The 12,150-nt window shown below is 43.2% G+C and carries 10 protein-coding genes; 8 read left to right on the plus strand and 2 right to left on the minus strand.

Translation table 11 applies throughout. The annotated features are described in order from the left end of the window. From DS742_RS01050 to DS742_RS01085, 8 genes are all read left to right on the plus strand, one after another. The coding region (locus tag DS742_RS01050; protein ID WP_242996353.1) for an ABC transporter permease at nt 1–918 on the plus strand (918 nt) is incomplete at its 5' end. After that, nucleotides 911–1,693, plus strand: coding sequence for an ABC transporter permease (locus tag DS742_RS01055; protein WP_117415190.1), 783 nt, complete (start codon nt 911–913; stop codon nt 1,691–1,693). The genes DS742_RS01050 and DS742_RS01055, both read left to right, overlap by 8 nt. A gap of 12 nt (nt 1,694–1,705) precedes the next feature. Further along, nucleotides 1,706–2,743 carry an ABC transporter ATP-binding protein gene (locus DS742_RS01060; protein WP_117415191.1) on the plus strand — a complete coding sequence of 346 codons (1,038 nt, stop codon included), beginning with the start codon at nt 1,706–1,708 and terminating at the stop codon, nt 2,741–2,743. Between the two features lie 46 nt (nt 2,744–2,789). After that, the gene (locus tag DS742_RS01065) at nt 2,790–3,896 is read left to right on the plus strand and encodes an ABC transporter substrate-binding protein (RefSeq protein WP_117415192.1); all 1,107 of its coding nucleotides are present in this window, start codon (nt 2,790–2,792) and stop codon (nt 3,894–3,896) included. Nucleotides 3,897–3,907: 11 nt separating this feature from the next. After that, nucleotides 3,908–5,620: an adenine deaminase C-terminal domain-containing protein gene (locus tag DS742_RS01070; protein WP_117415193.1), complete on the plus strand. Its 1,713-nt coding sequence runs from the start codon at nt 3,908–3,910 to the stop codon at nt 5,618–5,620. Between the two features lie 5 nt (nt 5,621–5,625). Next, nucleotides 5,626–6,966 carry an amidohydrolase gene (locus DS742_RS01075; protein WP_117415198.1) on the plus strand — a complete coding sequence of 447 codons (1,341 nt, stop codon included), beginning with the start codon at nt 5,626–5,628 and terminating at the stop codon, nt 6,964–6,966. A gap of 208 nt (nt 6,967–7,174) precedes the next feature. Beyond that, entirely contained in the window at nt 7,175–7,441 is a 267-nt protein-coding gene (rpsO, locus tag DS742_RS01080; protein WP_104435364.1) for a 30S ribosomal protein S15, read from the plus strand. Nucleotides 7,442–7,622: 181 nt separating this feature from the next. Beyond that, nucleotides 7,623–9,761: a polyribonucleotide nucleotidyltransferase gene (locus tag DS742_RS01085; protein ID WP_117415194.1), complete on the plus strand. Its 2,139-nt coding sequence runs from the start codon at nt 7,623–7,625 to the stop codon at nt 9,759–9,761. 54 nt (nt 9,762–9,815) lie between these two features. Here DS742_RS01085 and DS742_RS01090 read toward each other — a convergent pair whose 3' ends face one another. Together DS742_RS01090 and DS742_RS01095 are read right to left on the minus strand one after the other, a co-directional pair. Then, nucleotides 9,816–10,514 carry a hypothetical protein gene (locus DS742_RS01090; protein WP_117415195.1) on the minus strand — a complete coding sequence of 233 codons (699 nt, stop codon included), beginning with the start codon at nt 10,512–10,514 and terminating at the stop codon, nt 9,816–9,818. Further along, on the minus strand, nt 10,498–11,901 hold the full coding sequence (locus DS742_RS01095) for an AAA family ATPase (RefSeq protein WP_117415196.1): 1,404 nt from the start codon (nt 11,899–11,901) through the stop codon (nt 10,498–10,500). The genes DS742_RS01090 and DS742_RS01095 overlap by 17 nt, the downstream gene beginning before the upstream one ends. Nucleotides 11,902–12,150: the final 249 nt, after the last annotated feature.

Raw genomic sequence — 12,150 nt, forward strand, 5'->3', positions numbered from 1 at the left:
ATGAATAATTCGGGATTAATTGTACTTATAAATAGTTATAAGAAACAGCAACGTTTGGAGTGCAGAAAACATGGAGAGGTTAAAATGAAGAAACGCAGTGCATTTGTAATGATAATTCCTGGTCTGGTGATTTTAACAGTATGTCTGTTCCTTCCGCTTTTGAGAGTGCTGATTCCTTCCCTTCATACAGGAGAGTATCCCTTAAGCGCATATGTGTCATTTTTCCAGGATGAATATTATCGGAAGATCTTTGTAAGAACCGTGAAGGTTGCATGTTTAACCACCGGATTTTGTATGGTGCTTGGGGTTCCTACCGCATATTTTATCAGCCGGTGCAGTAAAAAATGGAGAGGAATACTGCTGTCTGTATCCATTTTCCCCATGATGACCAATTCTGTAATCCGAAGCTTTGCCTGGATTAATATTTTAGGAAGCAACGGGCTGGTCAACCGTCTGCTTATAACAGCAGGGATAGCCGAAAAACCGCTTAAGCTGCTTTATACAGACTTTGCCATTATTATCGGTTCTGTTTATTTGTTTCTTCCTCTGATGATCGTGACTGTGGCAGGTGTCATGGAGAATATCGGTGATGATATGATGGAGGCAGCCTTAAGCCTTGGAGCAGACCGGATCCGCGCTTTTATGAAGGTGATTTTCCCCATGAGTCTGCCGGGAATCATTGTGGGAGGGATTTTAGTATTTACAGGAACTTTAACTGCTTATACCACTCCCCAGCTGTTAGGCGGTAATAAAAACATGGTTCTTTCCACCTTTATTTACCAGAGAGCCATGAGTGTGGGCGACTGGGATGGAGCAGCTGTTATTTCCCTGATCATGATTGTTGTAACACTTGCTGTAATCAAAGGATTTAATTCACTGGCAGCGAGACTTGACAAAAGAGGAGGAGACCATGCGTAAAAATAAAATGCTGACTGTTTTTGCTGTTCTCGTATTTGGCTTTTTAATTTTGCCTCTGATTATCATTACGGTTACTGCTTTTGGCAAAGGCAGTGCCATAACCTTTCCCATTGATTCTTTCTCTGTTAAATGGTTTGTAAAGGTATTTACCATAAAATCTTTCCGGATATCATTTTTAACCAGCCTTGAGATTGCCATGCTTGCTACGGTTATCGCCCTTTTAGTGGGAATACCGGCAGCCTATGCTCTGGCAAGATCCGGTTTAAAAGGAAAGGGTCTGATAAAATCCGTATTTCTTTCTCCAACCATTGTTCCTGGAATCGTTATCGGATTTGTACTTTACCAGTTTCTGGTGCTGGCTTTAAGAGTACCGGTGTTTATGGGATTGTTAGCAGGGCATTTCATGGTAACGCTGCCCTATGTGATCCGGGTGGTTGGTTCAAGCCTTGAGCAGTTTGATTTTTCTACAGAGGAAGCAGCGTGGAGTTTGGGATGCGGTAAAATCCGTGCGTTTTTCCGGGTAGTTCTTCCCAATATTACCTCAGGAATCTCTGCCGCATTTATGCTGGCATTTATCAATTCCTTTAATAACATACCAGTATCCATGTTTCTTTCCGGACCGGGAGTATCCACCTTTCCCGCAACTTTGATGAATTATATTGAATATAATTATGACCCTACGGTGTCGGCAGTATCCGTATTGTTGATGGCGGTTACAGTTCTTATGATGGTAATTGTTGATAAAACACTGGGAATAGCCGCCCTGTCGAAATAGGAGGAATGTGATATGGCTTATATGACACTGAAAGATATTGATGTCCGTTATGATAAGAAGAAACAGGTTTTAAAAGGTTTAAATCTGGAAATAAAGGAAGGGGAGCTGGTGTCTTTATTAGGTCCAAGCGGGTGCGGAAAAACCACCACTCTTCGGGTTGTAGCCGGATTTATAGAGCCTGAGAGCGGAGTGTTTTCCCTTGATGGGGAAGACTTAACAAAGGTTCCGGTCCATAAAAGAAATTTTGGTATTGTATTCCAGAGCTATGCTTTGTTTCCTCATTTGAATGTTTATGATAACGTTGCCTTTGGTTTGAAAATGAGAAAACTTGATAAAGTCCAGATTGACCAGAAAGTTAAAAATATTTTAGAGATTTGCGGCCTTTCAGAGTTTGAAAAACGTTTCCCCCAGCAGATGTCAGGCGGACAGAGACAGAGAGTCGCACTTGCCAGAGCCCTTGTCATCGAGCCAAAGCTTCTGCTGCTTGACGAGCCCCTTAGCAATTTGGATGCCAAACTTCGGATTAACATGCGTATGGAGATCAAGCGCATTCAGAAAAAGCTTGGAATTACCACGTTGTTTGTCACCCATGACCAGGAAGAATGTTTCTCCATTTCTGATAAGGTAGCGGTTATGAATCAGGGAGTGATTGAGCAGTTTGACACACCGGAAAACATTTATCAGAGACCGGAAACGGAATTTGTCGCCAGATTTATCGGCTTTGAAAATTTCCTCACATTAAATAAAGAAGGAAATGTATATAAAACCCAGGCTGGTACAGTATTTACAGTAGAGTCTGTAAAAAGTGGTGATTTACTGGCAGGAACGATCCGACCAGAGGATATCCGGATTGCAGGAGAGACGCAAGATCATAATGTCCTTTCCGGAACCGTTGGCGTAAGGACATTTTTAGGGAAAAGCTATCAGTATGAAGTGCTGACAGAGGAAGGCAAATTCCTGGTAAGCAGACCTGCAGAAGAGATTTATGAAGAGGGCAGTACGATCCGCCTGTATCTTCCTGAATCAAAGCTCATTCTTGTTAATAGGTAACAACGGCTTATAAGCCGGCAAATGATAAAAAGAGAGGACTATAATTATGAAAAAAGTATTGGCATTATCTTTATGTGCAGCCATTGCGCTGTCAGGCTGCGGCACAGCTAAGAGTGCAGGAGACAGCACTACCGCAGAAAAGAGCTCTGCTACAGAAACCAGCACTACCGCAGAAAAAAACGCAGCTGGTGGAGAAAAGAAACTGGTATTATCTACTTATGGATTAAGCGAAGATATTTCGGAAGAAGAAGTATACAAACCATTTGAAGACCAGTTTGGCTGTAAAATTGTAACAGAGACAGGAAGCACGAACGAGCGTTACACAAAACTGTCTGCTGATTCCCAGAGCACCATCGACGTAATCGAATTATCCCAGGCCATGACTGCCAAGGGAATAGAAGAAGGACTGTTTGAAACTTTGGATTTATCTAAGATTGAAAACAGCAAGAACTTAATCGGAACAGCAAAAACCATGGCAGATGCCGGACAGGGTGTTGCTTATACCATTAACAGCATTGGCATTATGTATGATCCAAAAGAAGTTGGATTTGAAATCAACAGCTTTGATGATCTCTGGAAAGCAGAATTAGAAGGAAGTGTGGCAATACCGGATATCACAACGACCTTTGGCCCGGCTATGGTTTACATGGCAAGCAATCATGCAGGCGTTGATGTAACCACAGACAAGGGAGAGGCTGCTTTTAAAGCGCTGGAAGAATTAAAACCAAATCTGGTTAAGACCTATGCAAAATCTTCTGATTTAATCAATATGTTTACCTCTGGTGAGATCAAGGCAGCAATTGTAGGCGATTTCGGAGTACCGACCATCAAACAGGCGAATCCAGATCTGGTGTATGTAACTCCTGATGTAACTTATGCAAACTTCAACACCATCAGCATTACCAAAAACTGCAAAGATAAAGAACTGGCTTATGCATATATCAATTACCGCTTAAGCAAGGAGCTTCAGGATAAGACAAGCAAGGCACTGAATGAAGCACCCACCAACAGCCAGGTAGAAGTTGCAGAAGAAAATGCAAAAAATATGACTTACGGAAAAACTGCAGAAAATGCAAAGGTTCTGGATTATTCCTTTGTAAATCCGCTTTTAAGTGACTGGATTGACCAGTGGAACCGTATTATTAACAGCTAAGGAAAGAGAATATGAAGGTTGACTTACTTGTTCAGAATGGATGGGTCTACCGGACATACAGGCAGTGTTTTGAAAAGGCGGACATTGCAGTAGTGGGGGAAAAGTTTTACGACGTTTCCCCTGCTTCCTGTTATGAGGCGGACCTGGTGGTAGATGCAAAGGAAAAATATATTATACCGGGACTGATCGATATTCATATGCATATGGAAAGTTCCATGATCGGACCGGCGGAATTTTCCAGGGCAGTTCTTCCCTGGGGTGTCACTACGGTAGTTGCAGATCCCCACGAGATTGCAAATGTATTTGGGATTGCAGGTATAAACCGGTTCATGGAAGAAAAAACAGATCTGGATATTTATTATGCCATTCCTTCCAGTGTACCGGCAGCCGGTCCGGATTATGAGACATCCGGCGGTGTGATGGGAGAGGAAGAGGTCCTTAAGCTGTTAGAAGACGGCAGAGTCATCTGTCTTGGAGAAGTGATGAATCACCGGGATTTAATTTCCCCGGAGGATACAAAAATAAAACGGATGATTGATCTCTGCCAGACAGCCAGCCGGGATATAAAGATCGAGGGGCATTGCCCATCCCTTACGGGAAGGGATCTGGCAGCTTTTATCAGAGCCGGAGTGGACGCGGATCATACACAGCAGACGCCGGAGTCTGTTCTGGAAAAAACAGATCTGGGGATGTTTCTGGAACTTCAGGAGAAATCCCTGACTCATGATGTTGTGGCGGCTGTTGTATCTCATGAACTTTATGAGAATGTGGCTCTTGTGACTGATGATGTCATGCCGGATCATCTGGTAACCGGACATTTAAACCGGATTCTTCGTCTGGCAGTGGAACAGGGAATGCCGGCAGAGAAGGCTGTTTATTGCGCTACTCTTACTCCAGCCAGAAGGATGGGATTACATGACAGAGGGATGATAGCACCTGGAAAGCAGGCTGATTTTGTCATTTTAGAGGACCTGGTTCATTTTAATCCCCTGGCAGTTTATAAAAGCGGTGTTTTGTATGAGGCAACATCAAACGAAGAAAAAACAAAATATCCTGATGAGTTTTACCAGTCTGTCAAGTGCCGCCTTGCGCTGGAATCGGACTTTAAACTAAACCGCTGTAAAGTAAAAGACGGTGAGGCGGTTGTTTCCGTGATGCAGGTACAGGAGTCTGGCACCAGAATCCGCCATGTAAAGCGCCGGATAGCAGTTAAGGATCATTGCCTTTGCTGGCAGGAAGCAGGGTTGTGTCTTGCTGTGGTATACGAAAGATATGGGAAAAACGGCAATGTTTCCTACGGTCTGGTGGAAAATGGATTAAAACAGCCCGGAGCAGCAGCAACTACATGGAGTCATGACAGCCACAACCTTCTGGTTCTTGGAAATTCGCCAAAGGATATGCTTCTTGCACAGAACCGTGTGGTTCACATGCAGGGAGGTTATGTAACAGCCAGAGAGGGAGCCGTAACCGCTTTTGTAAGCCTTCCCGTAGGCGGAATTTTATCCGACGAGGGACTTTACAAGCTTTCTGAAAGCCTGGGTGAGGTTCGCCGGGAGATTGAAGACATGGGCTATAAAAACAGCAATGTGATCATGTCCATTTCAACCCTGACTCTTTTGGTTTCTCCGGAGCTGAAGCTCAGTGACAAGGGATTGTTTGATACGAAAGACAGGCAGGGAATTCCCCTGGTGGATAAATACGAGTGTGAAAAAGGAAAAGGTTGATCAGTGTGAGAACGGTAATCGTGAATGCTATAGTAGTAACCATGAATCAAAAAGGGGAAATCTATAATCCAGGCTTTGTGATGTTTGAAGATGATATAATCATAATGGCAGGTAAGATGAAGGACTTAAAAGAGACGGCTGGTTTTCCGGATGTGAAGTTTGTTGATGCCAGAAACGGGATTTTAATGCCAGGTATGATAAATCTTCATACCCACATGGGAATGATTCCGTTTCGGGGCCTTGGAGATGACTGCAGGGACCGCCTGCGGGTATTTCTTATTCCAATGGAGCAAAAATCCATGGATGAAGAACTGGTATATCTCTCTACCCGCTATGCAGCAGGAGAAATGCTCCTGGCGGGAGTGACTACGGTTATGGATATGTATTATTATGAAGAAGAGGCTGCAAAAGCCATGGATGAAATGGGACTGCGGGCAATTGCCGGGCAGACTGTTATGGATGAGGGCGCCTGTGATTTTAAGGATCCCCATGAGGCGATTGCTTACGGGGAAGCCCTCATTAAAAAATATAAAAACCACCCCAGAATTACCGCCTGTATCGCGCCCCACGGTACGACCACCTGCTCTTCTAAGGTGCTAAAAGAGGCATACAGAATTGATTCTTCTTATAAAGTTCCGTTCACCCTTCATACTGCGGAAATGGACTATGAAATGGAATATTTCGAAAAAGAGAAAAACACGACTCCTGTGTATTACCTAAACAGCATCGGAGTTCTGGGAAAAGAAACACTGGCTGCACATTGTATACATTTGACGGAAGAAGATTTAGATCTTTTAAAAGAGCATAAGGCATCAGTTGCCCATTGTATCGGATCCAATACCAAAGCTGCCAAGGGAGTGGCTCCCGTCAGCGGTATGAATAAGAGGGGGATTGCGGTCGGACTTGGCACAGATGGTCCGGCAAGCGGCAACACCTTGGATATACTGACCCAGATGAAACTGTGTGCAGATTTTCATAAAAATGAAACAAAAGACAGAAGTGCATTTCCTGCAAAAGATATTGTGGAGATGGCGACCATACAGGGAGCAAAAGCCCTGGGCCTTGATGGTATAACCGGCTCTCTGGAGCCGGGAAAGCAGGCGGATCTGGTGTTAATAGAGACGGATTCTGCCAATATGTTTCCTGTTTATGACCCTTATTCCGCACTTGTATACAGTGCCAATCCATCCAATGTAGAGACTGTTTATGTAGCCGGGGAATGTCTGGTAGAAGGGAAACGATTAAAAAAAAGCAATATGGATGAGATAAGGAAATCCCTTTTTAAGAAAATGAAACAGACTGATTTTGGAAAATATATGGAACAAAACCTGAATTTGGATTTGTAATTATGAAGTTTCTGGTATCAGAATACAGGATACGGCAACAATATAAATGCAGATATAAATCCAGACAGGTATATCCGGAAGTATTTGACAACTATTTACCCCTGTGGTAAACTATATCAGTATGAATATGCGCCGGTACCCGGTATTTCGGACACTCCAGCCATTGCTTGGTACAAGGTGAGAATCTAAATTTAAGGAGGAAATCAACATGATTTCAAAGGAAAAAAAAGCAGCTATTATTTCTGAATACGGCAGAAAGCCTGGCGATACAGGTTCACCGGAAGTTCAGATCGCAATTCTGACAGAGAGAATCACAGAATTAACAGATCATCTTCAGCAGAATCCAAAGGATCATCATTCCAGAAGAGGTCTTCTGATGATGGTTGGACAGAGAAGAGGTCTTCTTGATTACTTAAAGAAAACCGATCTTGAAGGATATCGTACTTTAATTGAGAAGTTAGGAATCAGAAAATAATAACCATTTAGGGTGGAGAACTTCTCCACCCTATCTGTCTATTAAGAATTGGATGTTAAAAGTAGAAGTATTCCCCGAGACCGCTGATGTACGCGTAAAAATAAGTGCTTTTTTACGCGCAGATCAGTAGTTTCGGCATCTTCTACTGTTAATATAAATTTATTTTTAAGGAGATACCAGTATGTACAAGAGTTTCAGTATGGAGCTTGCAGGCAGAACACTGACCGTTGAAGTGGGCAGAGTGGCTAAGCAGGCAAACGGTGCAGCACTGATGCACTATGGAGATACCGTTGTATTAGCAACTGCAACTGCATCCGATAAACCCAGAGACGGAATTGATTTCTTCCCTCTGAGTGTAGAATACGAAGAAAAATTATACGCAGTAGGAAAGATACCGGGAGGCTTTAACAAGCGAGAAGGAAAAGCATCTGAGAATGCTATCCTGACCTCACGTGTTATTGACCGTCCGATGAGACCGCTGTTTCCAAAGGATTACCGCAATGATGTAACTCTGGATAATATCGTTATGTCAGTTGACCAGGACTGCAGCCCTGAATTAACTGCCATGATAGGTTCCGCCATTGCAACCAGCATCTCTGATATTCCGTTTGACGGACCATGTGCTTCCACTCAGATCGGTCTTGTTGACGGAGAATTAGTGGTCAATCCAACCCAGTCACAGAAGCAGGTTTCAGACATGGCCCTGACCGTTGCTTCCACCAGAGAGAAAGTAATCATGATTGAAGCCGGAGCCAATGAGGTTCCTGAAGATGTTATGATTCAGGCGATTTTTAAAGCACATGAGGTAAACCAGGAGATAATTAAGTTTATCGATACCATTGTTGCAGAGTGCGGAAAAACAAAGCATGAATATACCAGCTGTGCAGTACCGGAAGAATTGTTTGCAGCCATCAAAGAGATCGTAACTCCGGAAGAGATGGAAGTTGCCGTCTTTACCGATGAGAAGCAGATCAGGGAAGAAAACATCCGTAAGATCACCCAGAAGCTGGAAGAGGCGTTTGCTGATAAAGAAGAGTGGCTGGCTGTACTTGGTGAAGCCATTTACCAGTATCAGAAAAAGACTGTCCGCAAGATGATTTTAAAAGATCACAAGCGTCCTGACGGCCGTGCCATGAACCAGATCCGTCATCTGGCAGCAGAGATTGATCTGCTTCCGAGAGTCCACGGTTCCGCGATGTTCACCCGCGGACAGACACAGATCTTAAATATCTGTACTCTGGCACCGTTATCTGAAAGCCAGAGACTGGATGGCATTGATGATATGGAAACTTCCAAGAGATATATGCACCACTATAATTTCCCGTCCTTCTCAGTAGGAGAGACAAGACCTTCCAGAGGTCCGGGACGCCGTGAGATCGGCCATGGTGCGCTGGCAGAAAGAGCCCTTGTTCCGGTTCTTCCGTCAGAAGAGGAATTCCCATATGCAATCCGTACCGTATCCGAGACCATGGAATCCAATGGTTCCACTTCTCAGGCCAGCATCTGTTCTTCCTCCATGTCCTTAATGGCAGCAGGTGTACCGATTAAGTCAGCAGTAGCAGGTATTTCCTGTGGTCTGGTAACCGGAGATACAGATGATGATTATATCGTTTTAACTGATATTCAGGGTCTGGAAGATTTCTTCGGAGATATGGACTTTAAGGTAGGCGGTACCCATAAGGGAATTACAGCCATTCAGATGGATATTAAGATTCACGGTTTAACAAGGCCGATTATTGAAGAAGCGATCCGCACCACAAGAGAAGCAAGACTTTACATTCTTGATGAGGTTATGGCAAAAGCCATTGCAGAGCCTCGTAAGGAAGTTGGAAAATATGCGCCTAAGATTGACCAGATTTCCATTGATCCACAGAAGATCGGTGATGTAGTGGGCAAGCAGGGCAAGGTAATCAACAAGATTATCGAAGAAACCGGAGTGAAGATCGACATCTCTGACGACGGAAGTGTTTCTGTATGCGGCACTGATCAGGCGATGATCGACCGTGCAATTCAGATCATTAAGAGCATTGTGACTGAAATTGAAGCAGGACAGATCTTTACCGGTAAGGTGGTAAGAATTATGAATTTCGGAGCCTTTGTAGAACTTGCGCCAAACAAAGACGGTATGATTCATATTTCCAAGCTTTCCGATAAGAGAGTGGCTAAGGTTGAAGATGTGGTAAACATCGGAGATATCGTTACCGTAAAGGTAATGGAAGTAGACAAGATGGGCAGAATCAACTTAAGCATGAAGCCAGGCGATTTAACTGCGAAAGCAGAAGAGCCAAAGGAAGCAAAAGAAGAAACTGCAGCAGAATAAAAGCTGTGATATAGATCAGGCATCAGACAGAAGGAATCTGTCTGATGCCTGTTTTCAGTTTCCGGGGGGAGAAGAGAAAAGAAGATGAAAGTTACTGTGGCGGTTTAAAGAATTCGTCCCGTGACTGATAAATTCCCAGGTATCTCTGTAATCGCCGGGAACGGTAAAATCATTGCCGGAAAGGTAAGAGATGAAGGCAGCAGGATTAGCGGAATACCGGTCTGCAAAGGTATCTGCATAAATAACCTTTTCTTCATCAGATAAATTTTTCCTGCTGTTATGAAACACATGTTCCAGATTCCTGGAGAAGTAATAGATGGAGTAGGGAATGGAACCGATTTTTCCAGTGAGTGAAAGCCGGGATAATATCTGTGATTTTCTTTTGTTGCGGTTGATCACGGTTTCAGGAGAACGGGTTTCTATGTGGTCACCAAAATACAGAATTTCCTCATGTTTTCCGTAAATCACTTTATCCTCCAGGATAAAGGCCCCATCCATATCCACCAGATGTATTACTTTTAATATATCTTTTTTCTCAAATCCATAACGTTTTCGTTCTATATCAATGTGCTGGTTCACTGTTTTCACTGCATTTTGGGCAGTAACCGACCAGTTGCTGGTCAGATCCCCATGTACAATATGAAATCTGACGTCTTCCTTCTGAAAGATTTTCTTTAAAACCGGGCTTAACGTCTCTTCATCAGTAGGTCCTTCTGCAATAAAGAGTATGACTTTTTTAGTCCTGTTTATCATAAGGCACCGCCTTTCCGGCACGCCGGAATGCACGTCCGATCTCTACACTGTCTGTTTCTTCATAAATTTCCTCAGGCTGTCCTCCCAGTGTGATGCTGCGTAAATACATATCCCGCAGGTTGTTATTGCTTTTTACATTCTGAAGCCGGATATACCGGTTGGCCGGATTGGCGGTAGAAAAGAGAATGCTTCTTTTGTGGATCATCTCCAGCGCTCTTAAATTATGGGATGTAAAAATAAGCTGTCCTTTCGCCCCTTTTTCAAAAACAGATAAAATCTCTCCCAGCAGATATTCAAAGATCCCGGCATCCAGTTCATCTATAATCAGGCACATGGAAGGGTTATTATACACACACATCATTACGTTCAGCACAGAGATGATCTTAATGATTCCTTCGGACTCATATTTAAGGGGGATTACAACCTCGCCGCGTTTTGATATGAGCTGAATTCTGTAGCCGGTTGTTCCGTTTTCCCGCAGCTGTTCTCCGAAGTTGTGGATTCCGATGGTCAGACCTGGTATCAATGAAGATAAAACAGCATTCATTTCTTCGATAATCTGGGAAACAAGCTGAAACTGATCCTTGCTGATCACTGACGGGTCATCAAGGCGGATCATTAAATCACCTTTTGCGATTCGGTTTCCCAGGTTTAAGCGGAAGGCGAAAGGAAGCCTGGAACTTGTGGTGATGGAACCGGAATGAGCACTTGAGATAACAAACAGGTTTAAGGAGGCATACTGATACAAAGCTTCTATGACCGGCGCATAATCCTGTGTGATATCTTCCGGTGCTGACAGAAAAATGCTCCTGCTTTCCTGGCTGAACAGAAAGGAAGCGGTATTTTTCTGGGCAAGCTTTTTGGCCACACTTAAATTAACGCGGATATCTTCGCCGCTTTTGGCCAGAGATTCAAAGCGGTATTTTGGTTTGAAGACCGGTCCGTCTGCTGATGAGGAATAATCAATTAAAGTTCTCTTGTTTTCAAACCGGGTTCCGTTCCAGATGGCAGTACTTAACGTTTCTCTTGAAATTTCCATGGGAAGGCCGGTTCCCCGTTTAAATTCGGCAGTATATTCTGCAAGGATGGACTTCTCAGGAAAACGGATCAGAAATTTCACCGCGATGCTGCAGCTTCCTGATTCTTCGGATATATAGTGAACCGTATCCTCAGGCAGAGGTTTACCTGCTAAAAGCATCTGAATGATGTCCATGGCTTCAATTACGGCAGTTTTTCCGGAACCGTTCTGTCCATAAATACCGAGAAGATCTGCTTTATCCGAAAAATAATTCTTTTCAGCATAGGCCGGCATTTCTATTTTTCCATATTGTGTATTTTTTAAATCTTTTAACTGGATTTCGCTGATGCGGACAATTGCTTCTGGCATATGTTCCTCCTATAAAAATCTTATATTGATATTATAGTAACACATATAATTGAAAATACAATGTAAAAAATGTATTTCGATACAATTTGTATCATTTTATAGTATTGCATGTAAATTATGGGATAATACATAAATATTGTAATTGAATGGCGGGGGTAGAGGCTCAATTGTAAAATGACTTTCCCTTTTGAGCGGGAAAGTTAGGTACAAATATTTTAAAATAGTATAGAGAAATTCGTGTTACAAAAA

Origin of the sequence: Lacrimispora amygdalina (assembly GCF_003432035.1) — a bacterium.
In the GTDB taxonomy this organism is placed as follows: domain Bacteria; phylum Bacillota; class Clostridia; order Lachnospirales; family Lachnospiraceae; genus Lacrimispora; species Lacrimispora amygdalina.

Excerpts from the sequence above, each read along its gene's own strand:
- DS742_RS01055 (WP_117415190.1), top strand. The coding sequence starts at position 911 with ATGCGTAAAAATAAAATGCTGACTGTTTTTGCTGTTCTCGTATTTGGC.
- DS742_RS01060 (WP_117415191.1), top strand. The coding sequence starts at position 1,706 with ATGGCTTATATGACACTGAAAGATATTGATGTCCGTTATGATAAGAAG.
- DS742_RS01065 (WP_117415192.1), top strand. The coding sequence starts at position 2,790 with ATGAAAAAAGTATTGGCATTATCTTTATGTGCAGCCATTGCGCTGTCA.
- DS742_RS01070 (WP_117415193.1), top strand. The coding sequence starts at position 3,908 with ATGAAGGTTGACTTACTTGTTCAGAATGGATGGGTCTACCGGACATAC.
- rpsO (WP_104435364.1), top strand. The coding sequence starts at position 7,175 with ATGATTTCAAAGGAAAAAAAAGCAGCTATTATTTCTGAATACGGCAGA.
- DS742_RS01085 (WP_117415194.1), top strand. The coding sequence starts at position 7,623 with ATGTACAAGAGTTTCAGTATGGAGCTTGCAGGCAGAACACTGACCGTT.
- DS742_RS01090 (WP_117415195.1), bottom strand. The coding sequence starts at position 10,514 with ATGATAAACAGGACTAAAAAAGTCATACTCTTTATTGCAGAAGGACCT.
- DS742_RS01095 (WP_117415196.1), bottom strand. The coding sequence starts at position 11,901 with ATGCCAGAAGCAATTGTCCGCATCAGCGAAATCCAGTTAAAAGATTTA.